This is a genomic window from Candidatus Poribacteria bacterium (genome assembly GCA_016866785.1).
GTDB lineage: Bacteria > Poribacteria > WGA-4E.
The window spans coordinates 28,401-54,445 of sequence record VGLH01000009.1 but is presented as its reverse complement, the minus strand read 5'-3'; the positions used below and the strand labels follow the sequence as shown (position 1 = coordinate 54,445).

The 26,045-nt window shown below is 65.3% G+C and carries 28 protein-coding genes; 23 read left to right on the top strand and 5 right to left on the bottom strand.

Going from position 1 to position 26,045, the window contains the following annotated elements; genetic code table 11:
* On the bottom strand, nucleotides 1-924 hold a 924-nt coding region (locus FJZ36_02665; protein ID MBM3213804.1), incomplete at its 3' end, for a hypothetical protein.
* A gap of 103 nt (nucleotides 925-1,027) precedes the next feature.
* Here FJZ36_02665 and FJZ36_02660 point away from each other — a divergent pair.
* Nucleotides 1,028-1,384, top strand: coding sequence for a DUF1805 domain-containing protein (locus FJZ36_02660; GenBank protein ID MBM3213803.1), 357 nt, complete (start codon nucleotides 1,028-1,030; stop codon nucleotides 1,382-1,384).
* Here the strand turns inward: FJZ36_02660 and FJZ36_02655 are convergent.
* Nucleotides 1,381-2,208 carry a sugar phosphate isomerase/epimerase gene (locus FJZ36_02655; protein ID MBM3213802.1) on the bottom strand — a complete coding sequence of 276 codons (828 nt, stop codon included), beginning with the start codon at nucleotides 2,206-2,208 and terminating at the stop codon, nucleotides 1,381-1,383. The two genes, FJZ36_02660 and FJZ36_02655, sit on opposite strands and share 4 nt — an antisense overlap.
* Before the next feature lie 180 nt (nucleotides 2,209-2,388).
* Between FJZ36_02655 and FJZ36_02650 the strand changes: the two genes are divergently transcribed.
* Genes FJZ36_02650 through FJZ36_02640 form a run of 3 tightly spaced genes read left to right on the top strand, consistent with a single transcriptional unit; the run spans nucleotide 2,389 to nucleotide 4,782 of the window.
* Entirely contained in the window at nucleotides 2,389-2,826 is a 438-nt protein-coding gene (locus tag FJZ36_02650) for a DUF5069 domain-containing protein (protein ID MBM3213801.1), read from the top strand.
* 30 nt (nucleotides 2,827-2,856) lie between these two features.
* Nucleotides 2,857-3,801 carry an NAD(P)-dependent oxidoreductase gene (locus tag FJZ36_02645; protein MBM3213800.1) on the top strand — a complete coding sequence of 315 codons (945 nt, stop codon included), beginning with the start codon at nucleotides 2,857-2,859 and terminating at the stop codon, nucleotides 3,799-3,801.
* Nucleotides 3,802-3,807: 6 nt separating this feature from the next.
* Nucleotides 3,808-4,782, top strand: a complete 975-nt coding sequence (locus tag FJZ36_02640) for a membrane dipeptidase (GenBank protein MBM3213799.1) — start codon at nucleotides 3,808-3,810, stop codon at nucleotides 4,780-4,782.
* Here the strand turns inward: FJZ36_02640 and FJZ36_02635 are convergent.
* From FJZ36_02635 to FJZ36_02625, 3 genes are all read right to left on the bottom strand, one after another.
* Entirely contained in the window at nucleotides 4,779-5,417 is a 639-nt protein-coding gene (locus tag FJZ36_02635; protein MBM3213798.1) for a hypothetical protein, read from the bottom strand. The two genes, FJZ36_02640 and FJZ36_02635, sit on opposite strands and share 4 nt — an antisense overlap.
* Before the next feature lie 148 nt (nucleotides 5,418-5,565).
* Entirely contained in the window at nucleotides 5,566-6,804 is a 1,239-nt protein-coding gene (locus tag FJZ36_02630; protein MBM3213797.1) for a mandelate racemase, read from the bottom strand.
* A gap of 67 nt (nucleotides 6,805-6,871) precedes the next feature.
* Entirely contained in the window at nucleotides 6,872-7,930 is a 1,059-nt protein-coding gene (locus FJZ36_02625; GenBank protein MBM3213796.1) for a Gfo/Idh/MocA family oxidoreductase, read from the bottom strand.
* A 242-nt stretch (nucleotides 7,931-8,172) separates the two neighbouring features.
* Between FJZ36_02625 and FJZ36_02620 the strand changes: the two genes are divergently transcribed.
* The 19 genes from FJZ36_02620 (at nucleotide 8,173) to FJZ36_02530 (ending at nucleotide 26,043) form a co-directional block, all read left to right on the top strand.
* Nucleotides 8,173-8,535, top strand: a complete 363-nt coding sequence (locus FJZ36_02620; GenBank protein MBM3213795.1) for a cupin domain-containing protein — start codon at nucleotides 8,173-8,175, stop codon at nucleotides 8,533-8,535.
* Complete coding sequence (locus FJZ36_02615; GenBank protein MBM3213794.1) at nucleotides 8,532-9,386, top strand: LamG domain-containing protein; 855 nt, start codon at nucleotides 8,532-8,534, stop codon at nucleotides 9,384-9,386. Before FJZ36_02620 ends, FJZ36_02615 begins: the two co-directional genes overlap by 4 nt.
* Before the next feature lie 19 nt (nucleotides 9,387-9,405).
* Nucleotides 9,406-10,185: a hypothetical protein gene (locus FJZ36_02610; GenBank protein ID MBM3213793.1), complete on the top strand. Its 780-nt coding sequence runs from the start codon at nucleotides 9,406-9,408 to the stop codon at nucleotides 10,183-10,185.
* 89 nt (nucleotides 10,186-10,274) lie between these two features.
* The gene (locus FJZ36_02605; protein MBM3213792.1) at nucleotides 10,275-11,048 is read left to right on the top strand and encodes a hypothetical protein; all 774 of its coding nucleotides are present in this window, start codon (nucleotides 10,275-10,277) and stop codon (nucleotides 11,046-11,048) included.
* A 225-nt stretch (nucleotides 11,049-11,273) separates the two neighbouring features.
* Complete coding sequence (locus tag FJZ36_02600; GenBank protein ID MBM3213791.1) at nucleotides 11,274-12,932, top strand: NAD-dependent epimerase/dehydratase family protein; 1,659 nt, start codon at nucleotides 11,274-11,276, stop codon at nucleotides 12,930-12,932.
* A 32-nt stretch (nucleotides 12,933-12,964) separates the two neighbouring features.
* On the top strand, nucleotides 12,965-13,354 hold the full coding sequence (locus FJZ36_02595) for a hypothetical protein (protein MBM3213790.1): 390 nt from the start codon (nucleotides 12,965-12,967) through the stop codon (nucleotides 13,352-13,354).
* A gap of 154 nt (nucleotides 13,355-13,508) precedes the next feature.
* A complete protein-coding gene (locus FJZ36_02590; protein MBM3213789.1) occupies nucleotides 13,509-14,468 on the top strand; it encodes a multicopper oxidase family protein in 960 nt (319 codons plus the stop codon).
* 141 nt (nucleotides 14,469-14,609) lie between these two features.
* Complete coding sequence (locus FJZ36_02585) at nucleotides 14,610-15,218, top strand: hypothetical protein (protein MBM3213788.1); 609 nt, start codon at nucleotides 14,610-14,612, stop codon at nucleotides 15,216-15,218.
* 39 nt (nucleotides 15,219-15,257) lie between these two features.
* A complete protein-coding gene (locus FJZ36_02580) occupies nucleotides 15,258-16,058 on the top strand; it encodes a ComF family protein (protein MBM3213787.1) in 801 nt (266 codons plus the stop codon).
* A 149-nt stretch (nucleotides 16,059-16,207) separates the two neighbouring features.
* A complete protein-coding gene (gap, locus tag FJZ36_02575; protein MBM3213786.1) occupies nucleotides 16,208-17,221 on the top strand; it encodes a type I glyceraldehyde-3-phosphate dehydrogenase in 1,014 nt (337 codons plus the stop codon).
* 90 nt (nucleotides 17,222-17,311) lie between these two features.
* Nucleotides 17,312-18,505 carry a phosphoglycerate kinase gene (locus tag FJZ36_02570; GenBank protein MBM3213785.1) on the top strand — a complete coding sequence of 398 codons (1,194 nt, stop codon included), beginning with the start codon at nucleotides 17,312-17,314 and terminating at the stop codon, nucleotides 18,503-18,505.
* A 14-nt stretch (nucleotides 18,506-18,519) separates the two neighbouring features.
* Nucleotides 18,520-19,284, top strand: coding sequence for a triose-phosphate isomerase (locus FJZ36_02565; protein MBM3213784.1), 765 nt, complete (start codon nucleotides 18,520-18,522; stop codon nucleotides 19,282-19,284).
* 67 nt (nucleotides 19,285-19,351) lie between these two features.
* Nucleotides 19,352-19,771: a preprotein translocase subunit SecG gene (gene secG / locus FJZ36_02560; GenBank protein MBM3213783.1), complete on the top strand. Its 420-nt coding sequence runs from the start codon at nucleotides 19,352-19,354 to the stop codon at nucleotides 19,769-19,771.
* Between the two features lie 7 nt (nucleotides 19,772-19,778).
* The gene (locus tag FJZ36_02555) at nucleotides 19,779-20,249 is read left to right on the top strand and encodes a hypothetical protein (GenBank protein ID MBM3213782.1); all 471 of its coding nucleotides are present in this window, start codon (nucleotides 19,779-19,781) and stop codon (nucleotides 20,247-20,249) included.
* A 4-nt stretch (nucleotides 20,250-20,253) separates the two neighbouring features.
* Entirely contained in the window at nucleotides 20,254-20,640 is a 387-nt protein-coding gene (locus FJZ36_02550) for a hypothetical protein (protein ID MBM3213781.1), read from the top strand.
* Complete coding sequence (locus tag FJZ36_02545; GenBank protein ID MBM3213780.1) at nucleotides 20,606-22,474, top strand: methylaspartate mutase; 1,869 nt, start codon at nucleotides 20,606-20,608, stop codon at nucleotides 22,472-22,474. The genes FJZ36_02550 and FJZ36_02545 overlap by 35 nt, the downstream gene beginning before the upstream one ends.
* Nucleotides 22,475-22,479: 5 nt before the next feature.
* Nucleotides 22,480-23,610, top strand: a complete 1,131-nt coding sequence (locus FJZ36_02540; GenBank protein ID MBM3213779.1) for a hypothetical protein — start codon at nucleotides 22,480-22,482, stop codon at nucleotides 23,608-23,610.
* An 84-nt stretch (nucleotides 23,611-23,694) separates the two neighbouring features.
* Nucleotides 23,695-25,065, top strand: coding sequence for a fibronectin type III domain-containing protein (locus FJZ36_02535; GenBank protein ID MBM3213778.1), 1,371 nt, complete (start codon nucleotides 23,695-23,697; stop codon nucleotides 25,063-25,065).
* A gap of 36 nt (nucleotides 25,066-25,101) precedes the next feature.
* Entirely contained in the window at nucleotides 25,102-26,043 is a 942-nt protein-coding gene (locus tag FJZ36_02530; GenBank protein ID MBM3213777.1) for a hypothetical protein, read from the top strand.
* Nucleotides 26,044-26,045: the final 2 nt, after the last annotated feature.

The window sequence follows — 26,045 nt, the reverse complement described above, 5'->3', positions numbered from 1 at the left end:
GAGGAATCCCTGAGCGCCCGCGTGGTGGTCGCAGAACCGGACGCCCGATGCCGACTCGACCGCGACGCCTGTTCTTACAGCACGCGCGTTCGGCACGAGGTCGTCCACGATGAAACCGCCGAACCACTTCTCCACGTCGGCTCCGAAGAAGTGGGCTGTCAGCATCCCGCGACGGGGCGGCAGCGAGCCGAAGTCGTCCTCGCCCACGAACACGACGGACTCCCGCTTCAGGTTTTCCGCGATCCGCGCGTAGTGACGCTTCCGCTCATCGAGCTTTTCCTCGACACTTCTCCCGCGCCCGTGATAGATATCCATGCTGGCGACGACGATCCGCCGGAGCCCATGCGCGATGAGCTCCGCCACGAGCCGGCGCGACTGGCGCGGCGAACGCAGGAAGTCGCCATTGGTCTGGATCGACAGCAGGGGCCCGTCGCCGAACCGCTCGGAACAGGCGCGGAGCGTGTGAAGCGTCAGCGGCAGCACGTCCGGGTGGAGCACCTCGCCGCCGCTGATCTCGATCTCGCGAACGCGGTCGGGCAGGTTCGCTACGACGCGGTCGACGTCGGCGAACGACATCGACGCGCCGTGGGGGCCCGATCCGTTGAGGCAGTGGGCGCAGGTCTCGAACCGCACGCCGCCGGACGTGTCGCGCATGGCGACGCCGTTGTTGCACCGCGTCGTGATGACGAGGTAGACGGAATCCTTCGACCGAAGGTCGTCAGGCAAGGCTTCCGGCGGGACGCAGACCGATTGGGCGAGCGCGAACAAGTCGGCGAACGAGGTTCCCGCGAGCCCAGCGCCGGCAAGCCCCTCGGCGAAGCGGTCCGCGACCGTCCGGTTGGCGTCGAGGAACTCGCGCGAGCGGATGGCGCGCGCCCACGCGATCAGCGCATCGATGGGTGAAGGGTGCGTGTGGGTCGGCATGACGTCCTCATGTCGCACGGCGTCGCTGTGTCACCGGTCGCGACGTTCGTGACCCCAGTGTAGGCATCCAGGAACCCAGAGGCAAAACGGCGCTCCGTGCGCGATCAAGAATCGGGAGGACATCGTGTCCGACAACCCGCTGCCGACGGTCGAGGATCGTGTCATCGAGACGGCGTGGGGCAGGTGCATCGGGCACCGCGCCCAGTGGGAGGGCGGTCAGTACTGCGCCCTGCTGACGAACCGAGGGATTGTCGGATGCGGCGCGTACGACGTTGCCACGCTGGAGCGGTTCGGGCAGATCGTCGCTGTCGCGCGCGGAACGCCGGAGCACCCACTCGTCTATCCCGAAGACCTCTTCGACGCTCGGATCGCCGCCGCGACAAGACACGCTCGGGACGCGGGCATCCGCGAAGGTATGACCGGCTCCGAGGCGCTTCGCGTACTGCTCGAACTGCGCTAGTCGAGTCCGGCTTCCGCGAGGAGAGTTCGGAGGTACTCCAGGTCGCGGCGCGTCTGCTCGGTCAGTCCCGCGATGCCGCGCTCGTAGAAGTTATGCATGCAGAGGGGTCCCCGGAATCCCGTTCGAGCCAGCGCGGCGAACACTTCACGCCAATCGACCTGACCCTCGCTCAACGTCGTCCATTCGCGCCGCCATCGGAGCCGGTAGTCCGGACCCGTTGGAGCCAGGAACGCCGCCGCGTTCTTGACGCCCACCATGCACAGGTAGTCGCCCAGCGCATCGAAGCCCTTGTCCCACGACTCGTAGCCCTCTTGGCAGATCATGTTCGCCGGGTCGTGGTGAACGCCGATGTAGCGCGGATCGAACCCCTGGACGAGAAACAGCGATGCCGTCGCCGTCGCGTGAAGCGTTCCGCCGTGCGTCTGGAAGAAGACGCGGATGCCGTGCTTGGCGCCCAGCTTCTCGAAGTGCGCCAGCGTGCGACGCGCGGAGTCAAACGAGCTGGCGAAGGTTCCGAAGCCCTCGTAGGGAAAGCCTTTGAGCCGGAACTGCTGGATGCCGTTCTCCGCCATCGTCGCGACGGCGTGCTCCAGGTCGGGGTCGGTGATATCGACGTAGTCCGTCGTCGCGTTGTCTGTCGATAGCCCGAAATCGTGCATGGTTCGCACGAACTCGGGTAGGCTCTCCGCGAGTGTGTCCGCCGTGACCCAGTATCCGTCGCGCACCATGACGTCGACGCCGTCGAAGCCGATGGAGCGCAGCGTCTGCCCGAGCTCCGAGCTCGTCAGGGTCTGGAAGAACTTGGGGAACACGACGCATTCCATGGCGCTCCTCCTTCGTGCGTTGCCGGGAGCCAGTATACGCTCGCTGGGGTCTGTGCAGAACGCGTGCCGTCGGAACTGCGACCAACGCGAGCTTGTTCCCGCGCGAGCGTTGGTCTATACTCGCATCGGTTCCGTCAGGGACCGATGTCCGTGTTGGGTGACAACAGAGGAGGACGCATCATGGCGGGACAAGTCCCGTTGATCAGTTCCGGTTCCGCGGGTCCATTGGGTGCGGTTCACCTTCCGCGCCTGTGGCAGAAGCTACTGCTCGGCTCCAAGGGTCTGCTTCACGAAGACTGGGACCTATGCGGCGACGGCTTCGACCAGTTGACCCTCGACGATCTCGGCTTGGACCGCTCCAAGACCATCGCCTTCGTCAATCAGAATCTGCCGACGTACCCGCAGTTCGAGGCGTGGGTGCGCGCGAACGGCACGAAGCTGACCGAGTCCGACATCGAGAAGCACAATGCCGCGGTTCGCGGATACGAGCATGGCGACGACACGCGCTCCGGGATTCTCGGCGCCAACGGCATTGAGGACGACCGCACGATCCGTGACGCCGTGCGCCTGAACGAACTCGAGGACTGGCTGGCGTTCCACGGGAGCGTCACAGGCTGACACCAGCGCGATGCCTCGTGGCTCGTACGCATGCCCACCCGACAACGGTGGGCATTTTGCCGAACGAACGGAGCGAAGAAGATGGAAAAGAACGACCTCCGGATCGGTTTCGTCGGTGTCGGGAGAATGGGCGCGAACATGGCTCGCCGCCTGCGCGACGCTGGGTACGCGGTCGCCGCCGTCTACGACATCGACAAGGCGCGCTCGACGGAGCTCGCCGGTGAGCTCGGGTGCGAAGCCGCCGCGACGTTGGCGCGGATCACCGAGTTGTCCGATGTCGTCATCACGGTCGTGACGGACGACGCAGCGATGCGGCGCATCTACGCGGACAACGCCGACGACTCGCTGCTCGTCCACGCAGACGGCAAACTGTTCATCAACTGCGCGACGATCACGCCGGGCGTTCACGTCGAAGTGGAAGCCCTTTGCGCCCGGCACGGGGCTCAGAGCCTCGAAGCGTGCATGGCGAGCAGCATCACCCAGGCGCGGCAGGGGACGCTCTACCTGATGGTCGGCGGCTCACCCGACGCCTATGAGCGCGCCAAACCCATCCTGGAAACGCTGAGCTCGGCGCTCCGGTACATCGGGCCCGCTGGCAAGGCGGCGCAGGTGAAGGCGCTGGTCAACATGGTGATGAATATCAACACGGCGGCGCTCGCCGAGGGGTTGGGGCTCGGTGACGCCCTCGGGCTCGATCTGTCGATGCTCCGCGAGGTGTTCAGCCAGACGGGAGCCAACTCTCGCGTCCTCGAAACCGACGGCGAGGACATGCAGAACCGCGACCACGACTGCTACTTCTCCGCCGCCCACGCCGCGAAGGACTCCGGCATCGCCGTAGCACTCGCCGAGGAGGAACACCTCGACCTGCCCCTGGCGAAAGCGACTCTCGAGCAGTTCCGCCGCATGGTTGCCATCGGCAAGGGCGAACTCGACAAGTCCGGCGTCGCGGAGCTCACTTTCCGAGGCAGGTCGTAACCATCCATGGCAGACGATATGGCAGGAGCGCCCTCGTTGCTGATCGACGGACACGCCGACACGCTTCACCGCGTCTGGGAGGGCAGCCCCCGCTTCGATCAGCGACTCGCCGCCACGGACTTCGACCTGCCGCGAGCGCATCAGGTGGGGCTGACCGCTCAGTTTCTCGCCATCGCGCCTGTTTGCGGTAGCGCCTACCGGGAGCCCTTCCCGCGCTGGGCGCTCACCATCCTCGACGTGTTCCACCGCGTTGTTCAGACTCACACCGACGCGATCATCCTGGGAACCGACTCGCGGAGCGTTCTCGACGCCCAGCGCGACGGCAAGCTCGCCGTGTTCGTGACGCTCGAAGGCGGCGACTTCCTCGACGGCGAGATCGGGCTTCTGCGGATGTTCCACCGTCTCGGCGTCCGACTGCTGGGTCTGACGCACTTCCGGCGGAACGCCATCGCGGACTCGACGCGCCAGAACAGCACCGGCGGGCGGCTGACGCCCTTCGGCGTGCAGGTGATGTCAGAGCTCGAACGACTCGGCATCGTCTGCGATCTGGCGCACATCTCCGACTCGTGCTTCGAACACGCCATCGACATCGCGCAGAAACCGGTCGTATTCTCGCACGGGAACGCCCGCGCCCTCTGCCCGCACGAGCGGAACCTGACCGACGACCAGATGCGACGGATCGCCCGGAACGGCGGACTGATGGGCATGTCCATCGTGCCGTTCTTCATCGACGCGCACGTGCCGACGTTCGGGCGGTTCATGGATCACATGGACCACGCGATCCAGACGGCGGGCGTCGAGCATGTCGCGTTGGGGTCGGACTTCGACGGCTTCGACGATCCGCGAGTGCCGGGGCTCGAGAACATCCTCTGCTACCCACGGATCGCCGAGGCGCTGCTGGAACGCGGCTACTCCGAGCCGGATGTCGCCCAGGTGATGGGCGGCAACTGGCTCCGGGTCATCCGCGCCGTGATGGACTAGCTCTTCGTCTCGCGCGGCAGGACGCCGTAGACCTCGACCTCACGGACTCGGGCTGGCGACTCGACGATGACCCGCCAGAACTCCATCCACGTCCCGCCAACCGTGCGCTGCACGTGATCGAGGATCTTGTCCGACGGATCGGGAGCCAGCTTGTTGACGATCTGGTCTTCGACGGTTCGCGAGACGGCGATCCGTATGCGGTCCGTCACGAAGTTGATCCCGGTGATCGTGAAGAGCGGCTGGATGGAGCGCTCGAAGCTGTCCACGTCCCGCCGCTGCCACACCGTCTTGACCACCTGCCAGTCCGACCGCTCCGCGTCCCAGTAGGAGACGGTGAATCGGTAGAGGTTGTGGTTCACGATGCGAATGCGGCGCACGCGCTTCGGTTCCGGGAACTGGACCACGAACTCGCGCGGATCGGCTTTGACGGGCGTGCTCGCGACGGTGGTCGGCTTGCCGTCGATGAGCGCTTCGTGGTTGGCGGTCGCCCCGTAGGCGTCGAGGGCGTAGTTCTCGCTCCAATTGGTGTGCAGGAGTGTCGAGAACGAAGCGCAGCCCGCCGTGGCGGCGAGCAGCATGGCGAGTAGGATGTGGCTGGGCGCGTTCGAGCGCCGTCGTGCTGTGCCGAACGACATCGGCGTATCCTCCGGTGGCGGCGGACACGCGATTCTATCACATGAACGCCCAGGGCGCAGTCAACCGCCGACCGCGCTATGCCCTTCCGTCGCTCCCGCCCTCGCGGGAATGACGGATTGAGAGGGGCGATGGCGGCAATGTGTAAATCTATCCGTCGAGAAGGTCCGACGAGCTCCCCGATTCCATCGGCGTCGCGTAGACCCCGTCGCGCACATCCGCCGGATGGACGAAGCGCTTCCGCAGGTGGGGGATGTACTCCAGGAACAGCGCCTCGTGACCCAGCGCGATGTGGTTGAACAGAACCAGGTGCTGGTGAATCTGCCCCATGTCGCCCACGTGCGGCACAACCGGCACGCCGAACTTCCGCGACAGCAGGCTCACCGTGATGAACTCGCTCACGCCGCCGACCCGCGCGCAATCCACCTGCGTGAACCGCATCGCCTGTGCCTGGAGGAAGTTCTTGAACAGCACGGCGTTCGGCACGTGCTCGCCGAGGGCAAGCGGGATCGGATCGACTGCCTCTGCGAGGGCGCGATGGGCGAGGACATCGTCGGGGTGCATCGGCTCCTCGACCCAGTAGGGGTTCATCGCCGCGAACTCGCGGCAGATGGCGACCGCCTCCGGCAGCGACCACTTCTGGTTGGCGTCCAGCATGATGCGGGCGTCGGGACCAGCGACATCGCGGATCATCCGCGCCCGCCGCACGTCGCGCGATCCATCGGGCGACCCGACCTTCAGCTTCATCGCCGTGAACCCGGCATCCATCGCCTCCTGCGTCCGCCGACGCACCTCGGCGTCCTCGTACTGGAACCACCCGACGGACGTGTCGTAGCCGGGATAGCCGCGCTGGATGATCGATTCGCGTTTGGCGCGTGTCGGGAGCTCGGATCGAAGCAACGACAAGGCGTCGGCCTCGGGCATCGCGTCGTCGAGATAGGACAGGTCGAGCGCCGCGACGACGGCTTCCGGCGACAGGTCGAGAAGCAAGCGCCACAGCGGAACTCCGCGCGATTTCGCCCACAGATCGAAGCAGGCGTTGGTGATCGACGCCAGCGCCAAGTGGACGACGCCTTTGTGGGGACCCAGCCACCGAAGCTGCGGATGGTTCGCGATCCGCCGATAGGTCGCGCCCCATCTCGCCATGAGCTCCTCGATCTCGGCATCGACGACCGGTTCGCTCAACGATTCGATGGCGCGGCAGACGAGGTCGTTGCCGCCGCCCAGCGTGAAGGCGAGTCCGACGCCGATGACGGGCCCGTCGGTCGCGAGCTCCGTCACGGCGTAGGAGTACTCGGGGTTCGAGTGGACGGAGTCGGCGCCCTCCCCGGGGGCGAGAGCGAAGCGCGCGTCGCGCGTCCGAACCGAGCGGATCACCGTCGAAGCCATCGGTTCCCCACCGGGTACGACGAAAGGGCGGGCGACCGCCCTTCCGCCGGATGCGAATCGCCATCGGCTACTTGAGCCGCACTTCCTTGCTGGAAGTCTGGCTTCGGTAGATGCCGTCGAGGATCGACATGACCTGCCGCGACTGCTCCGCCGGAACCGGCGAGGGCGCGCCGTCGATGATCGCCTGGGCGAACTCGACGCACTCCTGGGCGTGCGGCTCGCGGATGTCCTGCGTCAGTTGCAGCGACCGGTTGTAGTGCTGGTACGTCTCGCCGTTGGACGAGTAGAACTCGCACTTGGGCCAGTGGCATCCGGCGTTGGTCCCGTAGAGCCACATCTGCATGTCTTCGCCGCGCGTGTCATGATGGAGCAGCCAGCTCACCTCGATAACGAGCGTCGCGCCGGTGTCGAACCGAACGAACGCGGCGGCGAAGTCCTCGACGTCGTACTCCTTGGGCAGTTGCGTCTTGCCCCACGCCGTGAAGATGTTCTTGCGATGGGCGAGCTCTGCCTTCGCGACGCCGGAGACGGCGACCGGATTCGGGCTCCCCATGAACCAGAGCGTCAGATCGAGGATGTGCACGCCGATGTCAATGCAGGGACCCCCGCCGCTGTGCTTCTTGAGGATGAACCCGGGGCGGACGGGCGCGAGGGCGCGGCGCAGCATCCAGCTTCGCGCGTGGTAGATGTCGCCCAGAACGCCGGTCGAGAGCTCCGCCTTCATCGCCTTGGAGTTGCCCTGGAACCGGAAGTGCTGGGCGGTCATCAGCAGTTTGCCGGACTTGTCGCGCGCGGCGATCATCTTGTCGATGAGCGCGGGTGTCGGCGCGAGGGGCTTCTCGCAGATGACGTGCTTGCCGGCTTCCAGCGCCGCGATGCTCAGCGGGGCATGGTAGTTGTTGGGCGTACAGACGTCGATGATGTCGATGTCCTTGTCGGCGAAGAGCTCAGCGGGGTCCTTCGAGAGCTTCTTGACGCCGAGGTTCTTGCCCCAGTGTTCGAGAACCCGCTCGTCCAGATCACTACCGGCGACGATCTCCGCATGGGGCGACGCCTGCCAACCCGGAACATGCGTTCCGGCGATCCCACCGACGCCGATGATCCCGACCTTGAGTGTCTTTGCCATGACGGTCCTGTTCCTTCCGGGCGGTTCGCGTTGCGTCCGTGGACGCAGTGACTGCCGTCGTTTCCGCCGCACAACATAGCACATGCCGCCGCAGCCTGTCGACAGCCGGCTCAGACGCCGATGGACCTGCCAGATCGGCAGTTCCCGGCGGACCGAATCCTGTTGCGATGACGGCTCTAGCGTGTTAAGTTTCGGTTAGGCGTCGTCCGAGTCACGGTGACCCAGCCGGAGGACACCCAGCAATGGCATTCCTGATGGCGCAAGACCGCTCCACCGAACTCTATCAGGCGCGCGTCAGCTCTTGGGGCCCGTTTGCGATGCGGCGTGAGGACGCGCCGGGCGACCTCCATTTCCACGACGCAGACGAGTATTGGCTCATTACAGGCGGCAGAGCCCGCGTGCGCTGCGGCGACGAAGAGCGTGAGATGGGTCGCGGAGACCTGCTCTACGCGAAGATGGGCGAGCTCCATCATACGATCGAAGTGCTCTCAGAGGAGCCATTCCAGGGCGTGTATCTGGAAATGGCGCTGCGCGGCAAGAAACGACCCGGTCACCTGCACGTCGGCGTTCACCCACTGCCGACGGAGCAGGAGATGGCTGAATGAGTCCCGGCGGCTGCGCGTCGCCGTCGTCGCCCATCTCACACACAAAGACCTTCGACCACAGGAGACACACAGGAGACACACAGGAGACACAAAGGATGAAGTCACTGGGCGTATCACGGTGGATCATTGTCGGCATGCTGACGGTCGCTGCCGTCTCGGCGACGGCGCAGGAGTTCGTCGTGGATGGGCTCATCGCCCACTACACGTTCGACAAAGCGTCGATCAAGGGGGCCGTCGCAGCGGATGCCATGGGCAAGCACGACGGCAAGATCAGCGGGAACCCGAAGTCCGTCGCCGGGAAGATCGGCGAAGCCATCGACCTCAACGGTACAACCGATTTCATCGAAATCCCCAAGCTGGGCGATGAGAAGGCGGTAAGCGTCGAGGCGTGGGCTCACGCGCGTGAGTTCGGCAGCATCCGGGGAATCGTCTCGACCTTTGGCGGCGGCGAGTGGAAGGCCGGCACGGTCCACTTCAAGTTCGAGAGCAACCAGATTCAGGCGCATAAGAACGACGGCGTCAAGATCGTCGCTCCGGCGGCGATCAACACGTGGTACCACATCGTCTACACATCGGACACAGGCGCGAACGAGCTGAAGCTCTACGTGGATGGCGCGTTCGTCATCCAGGGTGTCGCCGGAGCGACGGCGAACAACCTGAACGCGATGCGCGTCGGAAGCGAACACGACGGCCGCTATCTCAACGGCATGGTCGATGAGGTACGCATCTACAAGAGAATACTCACCGAGAAGGAGGTCGCTCAGAACTACAAGGCGAAGTCCAATAGCCTCGCGGTTCAGCCCAACGGCAAGGCGACCGTCACATGGGGGACGCTCAGAACCGCGAACTGATGCAGAAAGGAGGAAAGCCATGGTGAGAGGACCGCGGTCACTCGTGATCGCCCTTGCGCTCTGCCTGCTGGCTCCCGTCGCGTTGGCTGGGAAGTACAAGGTTCTCGTGCTGAACGGCGATGCTCGGAACCAAGAGGCGGCGGTCGTCGTCGCGACGAAGTCCGTCGCTCCGCATACGTTCGAGTTCGAGGAGGTGAAGATCGAGGGAGGGAAGTTCGACGGGAACATGCGCGGGGCGCAGATCGTGTGGTTCCCTTGGAACGGGCCCGGTCACGATGGCGCGTACTTCATGGGCGGCTCCGAGGAGAAGTTCAAGCAGTGGGTCAACGACGGGGGTGTCGTCTGGATTTCGGCGTTCGATGACGCGTACACCGACCCCAACGGCAAGCAGGTCGGTTCCTGGATGCCTATCGACAAGCACCCCATCGTCGTGCAGAACACGGCGGATTCCGACGTCGACATCACAGCGGACGGGAACAAATCGGGCTTGTTCGCCAAGCCGAACAAGGTCGATATGAACGCGATCGTCCTCGACGACAACTTCGCCTCGTTGGACAAGTCGTGGGTGATCCTCGCCACACGGAAGGACAATAGCCAGCCGGCCGCGTGTTATCTGCCGTGGGGCAAGGGGGTCTACGTGGAGGCGTGCATCGACACGCGCGACGCCGGAAAGATGGCTCCGGCGACGCCGCTCATCGCCAACGGGCTCCTGTTCCTGGCGAACTGGCTCGAATCGAGCCTCGCCGTGTCGCCCGCCGGGAAGGCGGCGACGACCTGGGGAACGCTGCGAGCGGAGTAGGCCGGTTCCCGCGCAGTCGCAGCCGACGGCGGCTGCGCGGCCCGTCCAGACGTCGGCGGCATGATGCCATCCGATAGGGAGAGAAGACGATGAGACGGACGGTTGCACTCGCCGTGGCGGCGATGGCTCTGGTCGGTTCGACGGCTTGGGCTGCGAACTTCAAGGTTCTGATCCTCATCGGCGACGCGCGATCCAAGGAGATGGACGCGCTCGAGGCGATCAAGAGCGCCGGAGCGCACAACTTCACCTATGAACGCGTCGTCATCGAGGGCGGCACGTTCGACGGGAACATGCGCGGCGCGCAGATCATCTGGATGCCGTGGAACGCGCCGGGACATGACGGTCTCTACTTCATGGCGGGTTCCGAGGCGAAGGTGCGTGACTGGGTGAAGGCGGGCGGAGGCATCTGGATCTCAGCCTTCGATGACAACTTCAAGGACGCCGCCGGCAAGCAGGTCGGAGGCTGGATGCCCATCGACGAACACCCCGTGACCGTCCAGAACACGGCGGATTCGGACGTCGAGATCACGGCGGACGGTGCGAAATCCGGCCTGTTCTCGAAGCCGAACGCCGCCGATATGAACGCGATGGTGCTGGACGACAACTTCGCCGGCGTGGACAAGTCCTGGGTCGTCCTCGCCAAGCGCAAGGACAACGGGGAGGTGGCTGCCGCCTACCTGCCATATGGCAAGGGAGTCTACGTCACGGCGTGCATCGACACGCGCGACGACGGTCGCACCGAACCGGCGAAGCCCTTGCTGGGCAACGGGCTGTTCTTCATCGCCTCCATGCTGAGCGCGGTAACGCCCGTGGAACCCGAAGGGCGGCTGGCGGCGACCTGGGCGGGCTTCAAGTCGCGCTGAACGAGCCGCGAACTCAACCACAGGCGGGGGCGTCTGAACCCCCGCCTTCGTCGTGCTCTGCGCCCCTAGCCACGGCAAACGTCGTTGTCAAGCCCAGCCGATATCTGATATCGTTTGGGTCACCGGTGAGCACGAGGGACAACGACGGTCTGGGTCCACCGGACCGGGCAGTGCGCTCCTGTACTATACGACCGCACACCAGACGCGACGCGTGGCGGAGAGAGAATGAAGGTCTTCCTGACCGGCGCGACCGGCTTCGTCGGCAGCTATGTACTGCGCGAGTTGCTGTCGGCGGGACACGACGTCCGCGTGCTGCTGCGACGCGGCAGCGAATCGAAACTGGGCGAGCTCGCCGACCGCGTCGAGGTCGTCCACGGCGACATCACCCAGGCGGACACGCTCACCCCAGGGCTCGACGGCGTCGAAGCCGTGGTTCACCTGGTCGGCATCCTCCGGGAAGTCCCCGATGCTGGCGTCACCTTCCAGCGGATCCACCTGGAGGGAGCCAAGAACGTCATCGACGCCGCAAAGAGCGCAGGCGTCAAGCGGTTCCTCCTGATGAGCGCCAACGGTGCGAAACCGCGAGCCGACGCCTCCTCCGCGTATCAGTGGACCAAGTTCGAGGCGGAAGAGCATCTGCGCCAGAGCGGGATGGACTACACGATCTTCCGTCCGTCGGTGGTGTTCGGAAAGCCGAGCAAGGGGCAACCGGAGTTCGTCTCGCAGTTGGCGAAGGACATGTTCGGTCTGCCGGGGATCATCCCTCTCCCCCTGTTCCGAGAAGGATTGCCGTCGCTCGCTGCATTGGTGAAGGGATTCGTGCCGTTCGCCCGGCGCTGGCAAGAGAGCCTGGCGCGTGACGGTTCGCCCTTCGAGCTACAGCCGGTCGCCATCGAGAACCTCGCCGAGGGCATCGTGAAGTCGCTCGCGGTCGATGCTGCGAAGGGCAAGACCTACGAAGTCGGCGGCAAGGCACGCTTCCGCTGGGGCGAGTTGCTCGACGTGATCGGAGCCGGTCTCGGTCGAAGCAAGCCTCGATGGAAAGCCCCTGTCCCGGCGTTCCTGATCCGCATACTGCTGAGCATCCGTTTTCTCCGCCGTCTGCTGCCCATCACGCGCGACCAACTGGACATGCTCATGGAAGGCAACGTCTGCAACGAGCTGCCCTTCTTCCGTGATCTGGAGGTGAAGGCGATCCCGTTCACTCCGCAGAATATCGCCTACGCAGGATCTGGAGCCTATCAGCCTATGAACGTCTCCGCTGCCGTAGCCGTCGCGTCGTCGTCGCGCCGTCGCGGCGGCAAGTGGGTCGTCTACCATCATCCGATCCCGCCGTCGAACACGGGAGTTTCCCTGGCGAAGTTCGGCATGTGGGTCTTTCTGGCATCGGAAGTCATGTTCTTCACGGGGCTCATCGGAGCCTACATCGTCGTTCGGAACGCGACGCCGCAGTGGCCCCGGCCGACCGACCTGAACCTCGGACTCGTCGCGTCGATGACGTTCATCCTTATCATGAGCAGTATGACGCTCGTGCTGGGGCTGTCAGGCGTTCAGGAGAACAAACAAGGCAAGTTCCGTGTGTTCCTCGGTCTGACGATCCTATTCGGCTCGATCTTCGTCGGGCTGCAGGCGTATGAGTGGGCGCACTTCCTGGCGCACCACAAGCCGATGGAGAACCAGTTCTGGGGATTCTTCTACACGCTGACGGGCTTCCACGGCGCACACGTGACCATCGGCGTCATCATGCTGGCGGCTCTGTTCGTCCGGGCGTTGCGGGGCAAGTACACGGCGGCGCGGCACAACGCCGTCGAGATGGTCGGCTTGTATTGGCACTTCGTCGATCTCGTGTGGATCATCCTGTTTACGATCCTCTATCTGTTCTAGCAACTCTGCTCGTGCCGGTGACACGAGGCGACATGAGGAGAACAACCGTGGCAGCGCCCACGTCTGCCGGCGCTCACGCCAGCGCCAAGCACGAATCCCACGATCGTTCGTACTGGTTCGTCTTCGGAGCTCTTGCCGTCCTGACGGTCGTCGAGTTGTCCATTCCCGCGCTCATGCGCGGCATGGGCGGCGTCATGATCCTCGCTCTCCTGGTCGTCGCCGGCGTGAAGGCGATCCTCGTCGCGAGCTACTACATGCACGTCCGTTTCGAGAAGCGCCTGGTCGCGTGGATGGCAGTGTCGCCGTTCGTCCTCAGCCTGATCTTGGTCATGCTGGTGAAGAGCGACATCCGAACCGTCGACGGCGGCGGGTGGGAACACACGTCTCAGGCGGCGCAGGCCGAAGCGCCGTCCGGACACTGACGTTGGGCGGCGTGGGTCCCCTCCACGTCGCGGCCGCCGCAACCCCTTACGCAAGGTGCCAGGGTCCCTCACCGGGATCGTGGCGTCTGGTCATTCATCCACCGTCCTGGGAGGAGCCACGATTAACGCACATTCTGCTGCGCGCGCTGCCCTCATGGCCCTGTGCGTGCTCGCGTTGGCAGCCGCCGCTTGGACGGGGTGCGGCGAGTCGGATGAGCTTTTCACCTTGCCGCAGACGACGAGCATCACGCCCACCGGCAAGCTGCGGGAGTTCACACTGACGGCGCGTCCGATGATCCATGATCTGGGCGATGGCGTCCTCGTCGACGCCTATGCCTTCAACGACCAGGTGCCGGGCCCGACGCTGCGCGTTACCGAAGGCGACCGCGTACGGATCACCGTCACGAACGAACTGCCCGAGCCCACGTCGGTTCACTGGCATGGTCTCCATCTACCCTACCAGCAGGATGGAGCCGCGCCGCTGAATCAGCCTCTCATCCAGCCCGGCGAGACGCGCGTCTACGACTTCATGGCGAGTCATGCGGGCACGTTCATGTACCATCCCCATGGGCTTGGGACCGAGGCAGAACAGATCGACAAGGGACTCTACGGCGTGTTCGTCATCGACCCGCAGAAGGCCGCGGGCCAGCCCCGCTTCGACGCCGAGTACACGCTGATGCTCAACGGGTGGGTTGCGGACATGCCGGCGATGGCCGGACACGGTGCGGCTGGCGACTACAACGCGTGGAGCATCAACGGCAAGCTCTACCCGCAAACGGAGCCCATCCGCGTGCAGAAGGGGCAACGCATCCGACTGCGGCTACTGAACCTCAGCAACGGCCAGCATCCGATGCATATCCATGGTCACGACCTGATCGTGATGGCGCAGGACGGCGAGCCGTTGAGCGTCCCGCAGAGGGTCAACACGCTCAATATCTCGCCCGGCCAGACGTTCGACGCCTACATCGTCGCGGACAACCCAGGTGTCTGGATGTTCCACTGCCACGAGCTCCATCACGCTGAGAGCGGGATGGGAACGACCGTCGTCTACGCCGGCTTCGACTCGTTCGATGGCACGACGCCTCCAGGCGGACACGACGGCGGGCACGAGTAGAACGCCAGCCGGGCACCTAACGCACGAGTCTTGCACCGCGGTTGCCGGAGAGACATACTCTCTACGTAGCGCCCCGTCACCTCCAACGGCTATCAGAGGTTACGTGGTAGCGCGCACGGCATAACTCCAAGGAGTCTTCAGATGCACGATCGATTCTCCGCGCGTGTGGCAACCGGCTGTCTCGCCCTGATGATGGGGGTTGCTCTCAGCGCAAGTGCGGCAGTCGCCAACCTGGCGAAGAACGGCGATTTCGAAGCCGGCAACACGGACCCGTTCGTCACGTACGGCGATGCGCAGCTCAAGCTCGACACGACTCAGAAGCACACGGGCAAGGCGAGCGCGATGGTCACGGTCGCCAAGAAGGGCGCCAACTTCTGGGATTCGGGCTTCCAGTACAACCCCGGCATCGAGTTCAAGGCGAACACGCAGTACACGTTCGCGGCGTGGGTGAAGTCCGAGGGTCCGAAGAACATCAACTTCAAGCCCGAGCTGTCGGCGGATCCGTGGACGGCGTACGGCGAGAAGATGATGGCGACGACGACGACCTGGAAAGAGTACTACGTCGAGTTCAAGCCCGCGGCCCTTGTGAAGCCAGCGTCCCTGACGCTCCACATCGCCGAGAACGACCTCGACTTCTGGATCGATGACGTGCGCTGGTTCGAGGGCACCTACGTGCCGATGGACCTGCCGACCGCTGTCGAGCCGGAAGGCAAGAGCACGACGACGTGGGCTGCCATCAAGGCGCGCTAGTCGCGACACTGACCGAGAAGATTGACGAAGCGCGGGGCATTGCCTCGCGCTTCGGCGCTCAAGGCAACGTCCATCAAGCACTCCGCCCTAACGATCCTGGCGCGCGACTTCGCCTCTTGGGCGTTTCCGACGCGCTGTCCGGCATGCGGCGATAGCGTCGCCGACTCGCCCACGCTCTGCCGGACATGCTGGGAAGCGGTTCCCGTGTGGAGTGCTCCGCGCTGCGACCGATGCGGCGCGCCAGCCTCATCGAACTGCACCGTCTGCCAACACTGCCTGCCCGTCCAGGACGCGACCACTCCGCCCTTCCAGATCCGCGCAGCGACCGAGTACACCCCGACGATTCGGGCGGCTATCCACGCCCTGAAGTATCAGTCACGACCCGGATTGGCGGAACCTCTCGCCAAACTCGTCCTCGCCGCCGCTCCGCCGCTCTTCGACTGGAACCGGTATTCGGCATTGGTGCCGGTTCCACTGCACCGAGCGCGCCATGCCGAACGCGGCTTCAACCAAGCGCAGCGGATCGCGGAAGCTCTCGCGCCGCAAGTCGGACTCCCCGTCCGCGAGTGGCTCCGCCGGACAACCCTCACCGCGCCCCTATCGCGGCTGGACGGTCGGGCAGACCGCGCGCAGGCGATGTCGGGCGTGTTCCGCAGCCTGGTCCCCGCAGCCAACCTCGGCGCTCGCGTGCTGGTCGTCGACGACCTGGTGACGACTGGCGCTACGGCGCTACAGGCTGCCCATACGCTGCTGGCGGATGGGATCACCGGTGTGGACGTGCTCGCCGTTGCCCGCGCCCTGCTCCAGCCCGAGACACGCACGCCGCTCAGCCGCGTCTGAAGCCGCGTCGCCAGTTGACTCGACGTTGCCGCCGCGCCATACTTTGGAATGCGCGCCGCCTGTCCGGAGAGGCGCTTGCGCCCTTGTAGCCCGCTGACTCACGGCGACGCCACGTGCATGAGCTCCCGCGTCCCACAAGGAGAAACCGAATGGCGATTCGCGTCGGGATCAACGGCTTCGGACGGATCGGCCGGATCACGTTCCGAGCGATGGCGGCGAAGTACGGGAACGAGATCGAAGTCGTCGGAATCAACGATCTCGCGCCGCTCGAAGCGAGCGCCCATCTGCTCAAGTACGACACGAACTACGGTGTCTTCCCCGGAACCATCGAGGTCGGGACGAACGCCCTCGTCGTCAACGGCAGGTCCATCGCCGTGTGCGCCGAACGCGACCCCGCCCAGATCCCATGGGGAGCCGTCGGCGCTCAGGTCGTCATCGAGTCGACCGGGTTCTTCACGGACGCCACGAAGGCGGTCGCCCACAAGCGCGACACGGTCAAGAAGGTCATCATCTCCGCTCCCGCCAAGAACGAAGATGGAACGTTCGTCCTCGGCGTCAACGAAGACGCGTACGATCCGGCGAAGCACCACGTCATCTCCAACGCGAGCTGCACGACGAACTGCCTCGCCCCGGTCGCCAAGGTGCTGACCGACTCCTTCGGCATCGAGAAGGGGTTCATGACGACGGTTCACGCCTACACGAACGACCAGCGCGTCAACGATGTCGTCCACGAGGACATGCGCCGCGCGCGCGCGGCCGCCATGAACATCATCCCGACGACGACCGGCGCCGCCAAGGCGATCAGCCTCGTCATCCCGGCGCTCAAGGACCGTATGCACGGTCTGGCGATGCGGGTTCCCACGTCTACCGTGTCCATCGTCGATCTGGTGGCGCTGACGTCGAAGCCAGCAACCGAAGCCGCCGTCAACGACGCCCTCAGAGCCGCAGCCGCCGGTCGCATGAAGGGCATCCTCGACGTGTCCGACGACCCCCTCGTTTCCAGCGACCTGCGCGGCAACGCCTACTCGTCCATCGTCGATGGCTTGTCGACCATGGTCTTGGGCGGCAACCTCGTCAAGGTTCTGTCCTGGTACGACAACGAGTGGGGGTACTCGACGCGGCTGGGCGACCTGATCACCTTCCTTGCCGGCAAGGGGCTATAGTCTCTGACGGAGCGGCAGGCTCAGGCGAGCTCTCACCATTTCGGCGTGAGGCGAGCCTCGCTCTAGTCGGTGACAGAAATCGAGTCTCCCATGGAAAAGAAGCTTTCCGTACGGGATCTGTCCGTCGAAGGAAAGCACGTCTTCGTTCGCGTCGATGTCAACGTGCCCATCGCCGAGGGCGTCATCACCGACGAGACGCGCATCGTCGCTTCCCTGCCGACGATCCGTCTGCTCATCGAGCGACGAGCGCGGGTGATCCTCGCCTCCCATCTGGGACGACCCGATGGAGAGCGGAACCCCAAGTTCTCGCTCCGACCCGTTGCGGAACGGCTGGCAGCGCGCCTCGAACATCCCGTCGCGTTCGTCGATGACTGCATCGGGCCCGCCGTTCGGACGTCCGTGACAGCCCTCGGACCCGGTGAAGTGCTGATGCTCGAGAACCTCCGCTTCCACCCGGAAGAGGAGGAGAACGACCCCAGCTTCGCGGCGGAGTTGGCAGCGCTCGCCGACCTCTACGTGAACGACGCGTTCGGAGCCGCGCATCGAGCTCACGCTTCGACGGCTGGCGTTCCCGCGATCCTCACCCCCGCAGCCTCCGGTTTGCTCATGGACCGCGAGCTCGAATACCTGGGAGCCGCCCTCGAGAACCCCGAACGACCGTTCCTGGTTCTCCTAGGCGGGGCGAAGGTGTCCGACAAGATCGGGGTCCTGAGGCGCCTGGTGGAGATCGCCGACGGCATCCTCATCGGTGGCGCGATGGCATACACCTTCTTGGCGGCGATGGGTCGGCGTGTCGGCAACTCGCGCGTCGAGAAGGACTACGTCGAGACGGCAACCGACGTGCTGATTCGATCCCTCCAACGGCACATGCCGATCTACCTCCCCATCGATCACGTGATCGCCAAGGAATACGGGCCCAATCCGGTGTTCAAGTCCGCATACCGCGATACGATCGATGACGACTGGGAGGCGCTCGACATCGGGCCCAACACGGCGTCGATGTACCTGGAGATCCTGCGGCGCGCCAAAACCGTCCTCTGGAACGGGCCCTTCGGCGTCTACGAGTTCGACCGCTTCGCCGTGGGAACCGTCGCCATCGCGCGGGCGCTGGCGGAGCTCGATGCAACGACCGTCGTCGGCGGCGGCGACTGCGTCGCGGCGGTTCACAAGGCAGGCGTCGCTGACAAGATCACCCACATCAGCACCGGCGGCGGCGCATCGCTCGAGTTCCTCGAAGGCAAGCCCCTGCCGGGCGTTGTCGCTTTGACGAACGCGGACAGATAGAGGGCACGCGGACCATGCGAACCCCCATCGTTGCGGGCAACTGGAAGATGAACAAGACGACGGCGGAAGCCGTCGCCCTCGTGTCGGCGATCCGTGAGGTCGCCGATGCCTCGAATCACGTCGAAACCGTCGTCGCGCCGACGTTCACCTCGCTCGCCGTCGCGGGCGAGGCGCTCAAGGGTTCGTCGGCGCGGCTCGCCGGTCAGAACATGCACTGGGAGACCAGCGGCGCGTTCACCGGCGAGGTATCGCCCGCGATGCTGCTCGATGTGGGCTGCTCGGACGTCATCATCGCCCACTCGGAGCGTCGGCAGTTCTTCGGCGAAACGAACGAGTCGGCGAACCGCAAGCTCCGCGCCGCGCATGCCGCCGGACTGCGACCCATCTACTGCGTCGGCGAGACGTTGGACCAGCGGCAGGGCGGCGTTACCGAGTCGCTGATCCGAGCGCAGGTCGTCGAGGGTCTCGCCGGGATTTCAGCAGAGCAGATGCGAGGCAGCGTGATTGCCTACGAACCGGTCTGGGCGATTGGAACCGGTGTCACGGCGACGCCGCAGCAGGCGCAGGATGTGCACCGGCTGATCCGCGCCATCCTCGCCGAGCTCTACGGTCAGAGCGTGGCGGATGCCGTTCGCATTCAGTACGGCGGCAGCGTCAAGCCGGACAACATCGGCGAACTGCTCGCGCAGCCGGATATCGACGGCGCGCTCGTCGGCGGCGCCAGCCTTCAGGCGGAGTCGTTCTGCTCGATGATCGCCACGGCGAACTCGATGCGGTGAAGCGTCCTCCGAGGCGGCAGGTGGCTCGGATGTCGGAACAGCGTACGAACCCTTACGGAAAGAGAACATGGGCATCCTGACGGTTCTGGCGACGATTGTGTTCGTTTTCGTCTGCACCGCGCTGGTGCTGGTCATCCTCATCCAGCCCGGCAAGGGCGAAGGGATGGCAGCCCTCGGCGGCATGTCGACGCAGATATTCGGCGGCGGCGGCGCGGTCACGTTCCTCGCCAAGCTGACAACCGGCTTGGCGATCGCTTACATGGTGCTGGTCATTGTGCTGACGCGCCTCTACCAGCCGACGCACATCGGCACGGTCGAGCAGCAGTCGGCTCCGATTCCTGAAGCGCCCAGCGCGGCTTCGGGGTCTGCGACGCCGTCCGGGCAGGCGAGCGGCAGCGCAACGACGACAACGCCTGCGCCGGCAGCATCGGGTAGCAGCGCGACGACGACCACTCCCGCCCCTGCTCCGGCGAGCGGCGGCAACTGACGCCCGCGTGACGACGACGATGGACGCGCCCGCCGATGAACCGATCTTCGAGTGGACGGTTCATCTTGCCCGCCGTCGTCCAGGGTTGGCGGTCGTCGGCGGGGTTGCGTTTCTCGCCATTGCCGTGGTGGCTGGGTACGTTCAGCAGAGCGTACCCTTCGCGTTGGTGGCGGCGGCGGTGCTCATCGGGAGCACGGCTCCGTTCTGGTTGCCTCGGCGCTACGGAGCGTTCAGCGACCGCTTGGAGGTCCGTTCCGTCGCGCTGGGACGCTCGTTCGCGTACCCGTGGAGCCGCTTCCGGTCTTGCGTCGGTGACGGCTCGACGCTTTTCCTGAGCCCCTTCGAGCGCCCGACGCGTCTGGCGAAGTACCGCGGATTGGTCGTATTCCTGCCGCCGGACGCCACAGCCATCCGGGATTTCATCGAGCGCCGAATCGCCGGGAACTCCCGAGACGCGACCCCGTCGGAGACTCACTGAGCCGATGGTTCCGTCGTCCCACCCATCCCTTCCCGTGTCCGCCGAGGAGATTCCCCCCGAAGAGGCGTCTCAGCTCCTGGATCGCATGGCTGACGCCATCGTCCGGCGAGGCATGTCGGCTCCCGCCCTCTTCGCTCTGGAGATGTGCAAGCCCTTGAACTTCGTCGGCAGCCAAGTTATGATTGCGCTCAGCCCGATTGTGACAGCGTTTCTTGATCGAGAGTCCTACCGGAAGGTGGCCCTGTTGCTCGAGCGTGACGAGCACCTCGAGGGTCTCCTGCAACGCATCGAACGCCTCGAAGCTGTCGCGCACGCGGCGAAAGCCCGCAACGAGCCAAAGAGACGCGATCGACTCCATGCCCGACTCATCCGCTTCTTCCGACGCTCCTAGCCTCGACGCCCCTGCCCGCCAGAAGCGACCGGTTCCCGAAAAGATCCGCTCCATCCTGGCGACCGACTGCGGCAGCACGACGACCAAAGCCATCCTCATCGAACTCGACGGCGACGAGTACCGCCTCAAAGTCCGGGGCGAATCGCCCACGACCGTCGAAGCCCCGGTCGAGGACGTGACCGCCGGCGTCCTGAACGCGGTCACGGAGGTCGAGGAGCTCGCCGGGCGTCGTCTGATCCGGGATGGCGCGATCATCTCTCCGCAGACCGACGACGAAGGCGTCGATATCTACATCTCCACGAGCAGCGCCGGAGGCGGACTCCAGATGATGGTCGCCGGCGTGGTCCGCAACATGACCGCCGAGAGCGCGGAACGCGCCGCCCTCGGAGCCGGAGCCATCGTCATGGACGTGATCGCGTCCAACGACAAGCGGCTCCCCCACGAACGCATCGAACAGATCCGCAGACTCCGCCCCGACATGATCCTCCTCTCCGGCGGCGTGGACGGCGGCACGACGACCCACGTCGTCGAGCTCGCCGAACTGATCGCCGCCGCCAATCCGCGCCCGAGACTGGGAATCAGCTACGAGCTTCCGGTCGTCTACGCAGGCAACAAGGACGCGCGCGACCTGATCCAGAAACAGCTCGAAGGCAAGACCGCCCTGGAGGTCGTCGACAACCTGCGCCCGACATTGGAGCGCGAAGAGCTCATGCCGGCGCGGCTGAAGATCCAGGACCAGTTCCTGCACCATGTCATGTCGCACGCTCCCGGCTATCCCAAGCTGATGGAGTGGACCGACGCGCCGATCATGCCCACGCCCGGAGCGGTCGGCTACATGATGCAGACCATCGCGTCGCAACGCGGCATCGAGATCCTGGGCGTCGATATCGGCGGCGCGACGACGGACGTGTTCTCGGTGTTCCAGGGCGTGTTCAATCGAACCGTCAGCGCCAACCTCGGGATGAGCTACAGCGTGTCGAACGTCCTCGCGGAAGCCGGGCTCCCCAACATCCTGCGATGGATCCCGTTCCCGGTCGATGAGCGCGACCTGCGGAACCGGATCAAGAACAAGATGATCCGCCCGACGACCATCCCGCAGACGCTCAAAGAGCTGATCATTGAGCAGGCGATTGCCCGTGAAGCCCTCCGGCTTGCGCTCGACCAGCACAAGAAGCTGGCGGTCGGACTGCGCGGCGTGCAGCAGCAACGGACCATCTCCGACGCGTTCAACCAGACGTCGAGCCACGACACGCTGGTCAACTTGGCGTCGCTCGATCTGATCGTCGGCAGCGGCGGGGTGCTGTCGCACGCTCCCAGACGCCAGCAGTCGGCTCTCATGATGCTCGACGCCTTTGCGCCGGAATGGGTCACGGAACTCGCCGTCGATTCGATCTTCATGATGCCGCAGTTGGGCGTTCTCGCCCAGGTGAACGAAGCCGCGGCGATGCACGTATTCGACCGCGACTGCCTGATTCGGCTGGGAACCAGCATCGCGCCGACTGGATCGCCGGAGAAGAGCTCCGTGCGGGTCCGGGGCACGCTCCCAGGCGGGAACATGCTCGATGGGGTCGTGCCGGGCGGCGAGCTGCGAGTCTGGCAGTTGGGCGTCGGTGAGGAAGCTCAACTCGAGTTCGTGCCGGAGGGAACCTTCGACCTCGGAGCCGGCAGGGGCAGACCCGTTTCCCTGACCGTGACCGGCGGCGTCGTCGGACTGATTGTCGACACGCGCGGCAGACCCCTCCATCTGCCCAAGGACGAAGCGCCGCGAGTCGCCGCCCTGCAGAAGTGGTATCAGGCGTTGGACCTCTACCCGTCGCTGTCGGACCAGGAGTAGATCGCATGCCCCAAGCCTACACGCCGGGACTCGCGGTCAGCGATGGTGTGACGGTACGCAAGGAGCGCAAGCTTCCGCTCCCTGGCGATGTGATGGTCGCCGCGGGAGACGAGGTCTCATCGGACACGGTCGTTGCTCGCACGGAGCTTCCCGGCAACGCCCAGTTGATCAACATCGCGGGGCTCCTCGGCGTGCCCCCGGACGAGCTGGAAGCGCGGATGCGGGTTCGCGTCGGCGAGGAGGTCGCCGAGAACACGGTTCTCGCCGAGACCAAGGGCTTGCTCGGGCTGTTCCGCGGACAGGTTCGCGCCCCTGCGCGCGGCACGTTGGAGAGCGTTTCGACCGTCACGGGTCAGGCGATTCTGCGGGAACCCCCGACGCCGCTGGAGGTTCATGCCTACATCCGAGGCAGAATCGTCGAGGTGATCCCTCGCGAGGGCGTGGTCGTCGAGACGCACGCGACGTTCGTGCAGGGCATCTTCGGCGTCGGCGGCGAGACGGTCGGAGAGCTCGTTTTCATCACGGACGAACCGTCCGAGCCGATCCGCCAGGCGGCGATCAAGCCGGAACACGGCGGTAAAGTCCTGGTAGGCGGCGGGCGTGTGGAGTACGGAGCCATTGCCCGCGCCCGCGAAGTCGGCGCCAAGGCGATCATCGGAGGCGGCATCGACGACGCCGATCTGCGAACGCTTCTCGGCTACGACCTCGGCGTCGCCATCACCGGCACGGAGCCGATCGGCATCACCGTCGCCGTGACGGAAGGTTTCGGGGACATCTCGATGGCGCAGCGGACGTTCGAGCTGCTCCGTACGCGCGTTGGAGCCCTCGCGTCGGTGAACGGGGCGACCCAGATCCGAGCCGGCGTGCAGCGCCCCGAGATCGTCATTCCACTCGAATCCCACCACGCGGAACGCCAGACGCCGGCATCGGGGGTATTGGAGATCGGCGCCAACGTGCGCGTCATCCGGGAGCCGCACTTCGGATCGGTGGGCGTCGTCGCCGGACTGCCGGTCGAGCCGCGTCGATTGGAGACCGAAGCCCGCGTGCGTGTCGCCTCGGTTCGCCTGAGCAACGGCGAGACCATCGAGCTCCCGCGGGCGAACATCGAGCTCGTCGAAACGATGTCGCGGGATTAGGGCTTTGCGTCGCATCTCACCTGTGTTACGATGGCACGCCGCTACCACCCGCCGACGCGTGCATGGCTGACTAGGAGGTACACGGTGCGGGAAAGGGCAGGACGTCCGAGCGTCCATAGAACACTCGGTGCGGTTGTCGCTGCGATCACCGCATGTCTCCTCGTGCTGCCAGCCGCGTACGCCCAGGTCGCCGCAACGGATGTCCAAGCAAGCGACATTCCGAACGACGACGGCAGCCGCGGCGTCCAGGTGACATGGCAGTTCCCGACGACCGGTGCCGAAGACCTCAAGGGATTCGTCGTCCTCCGCCGCCCCGCCGATGGCGGCGAGCTCAAGCCAGCATCCGGTGCGAAGCCGCTCGCCCCGAAGGAGCGCAGCTTCGCCGACAAGGGAGCCGCCGGAGCCTCGGTCAAGGGCACGTCGCTCCGCGAGCCTTCCGTTCCCTACGTCTATGTCGTTCGAGCCCTCTACCCAGCCCCGCCGCCGGAACCCGTTGCCGAGCCATCGCCGGAGGTTGCCGACGGCGAAGCCGTTGCGCCGATCGGTCCGCCAGCCGCAGCGCCAGCGGAACCCGGAGCGACCCCGCCAGCCGCCGCAGATGCTCCGCAGCCGGAGCCGCCGCCAGACATTCAGGTCGATTCCTCTGAGAGCGCGCCCGCGAAGGCGACTGGAAACTGGTACCACACGGGTCGGACGCCGGTGCTGCTGGCGACCATCCTGTTCGCCGGCCTTCTCCTCACACTGATCCAGCTCGCCAAGGCGGGCAAGACACCGAAGATTCGCCGCATCCCTGGACTGGAAGCCGTCGATGAGGCGATCGGCAGGGCGACGGAGATGGGCAGACCTATCCTCTACGTCCCCGGCATCGGAGGAGTCGGCAGCATCGCGACGATGTCCGCGATGAACATCTACGGTCACGTCGCGAAGAAGGCGGGCGAGTTGGGAACGGCGGTGCGCGTGCCGTGCCGCGACGCCATCGTCATGCAGGTGATGCGCACGGTTGGGGAACAAGCCTACACCGACATCGGCAGACCCGACGCGTACCGATCCGAGGACGTGTTCTTCGTGACGGACAGCCAGTTCGCCTACGCAGCCGCCGTCGACGGGATCATGGTGCGCGAGAAGCCCAGCGCGATTTTCCTACAGGGTGTGTTCTACGCCGAATCGCTCATCCTGGCGGAGACGGGCAACAGCGTCGGAGCGATCCAAATCGCCGGAACCGACCGAGACTCGCAGGTTCCGTTCTTCCTCGCGGCGTGCGACTACACGTTGATCGGCGAGGAGCTCTTCGCCGCGAGCGCGTACCTGTCGCACGACATCCCGTTGCTGAGCACCATCCGAGCCCAGGACATCGGGAAGGCTGCGCTGATGATCGCGCTCATCGTCGGTGTCGTCTTGCAGTTCGCCCACATCGACGCGATCGCATGGTTCTTCGACACGGATCTGGCACGCTAGAGCTGGGTTCCGCCGCGCCGAGAGGATAAGTAACACATGCGAACAACGTTACCCTTGGCGATCTGCCTTGTCATGGGCTTGTTGATGCTGGTGCAGTGGTTCGTGCCGCACCCGCTGTCCATGGAGCTCTTCAGGCGGGTCAATGACTGGATGCTGACGATCGGCGTGTTCGCGCTGGTGCTCGGCATTGGCAGCCTCATTATGGTGCACACGCGACGTGTGCGACGGCAGACGGCGAACTGGCCCTACAGCGTCGTCGTTCTCCTCGGCTTGGTCGTGACGGCGGGCGTCGGCTTCGTCGAAGGGTTCGCCCATCCGCTGCGCGGCCTGGAGACGACGCAAGCGCTGCCGTACGAGGAAGGGACCTACACGGCGAAGGCCGGCACGATCACGATCCGCGACGCCGGCGTGAAGGGCGTGACGCTCGAGAAAGGCGACCGCGTCCGCGTCCTCTACGAGGGCGGAGGCCACACCGACGCGTTGGTCACAACGACCGTGTCGGACGCTGACGACGGCAACACCGACGGCGTTGTGACAGCGGCGATCGCAGCATGGCGCCAAGGCGTCCCTCCGGAGAACGGCACCGCGTTCGCGGTCATCCACCCGGGCGCGGACGTCTTCAACTGGATCTACGAGTACTTCTACGTCCCGTTGGACTCCACGATGTTCTCCATCCTGGCGTTCTTCATCGCGTCCGCCGCGTTCCGGGCCTTCCGCGCGAGGAACCTGGAAGCGACGCTGCTTCTGCTCTCCGCCTGCATCATCATCCTCGGGCTGACCACGCCGTTCATCTACGTCTGGGGCAAGGTGCTCCCGATGATCCCAGAAGCCCCGACCGCCGCAAAGGACTGGATTCTGGAGGTTCCCAATCTGGCGATGCGCCGCGCCATCATGTTGGGGGTCGGTCTGGGGTCGGTGGCACAGGCATTCCGCATCATCTTCGGCATTGAGCGCACCTACCTCGGCGGAGGAGGATGAGC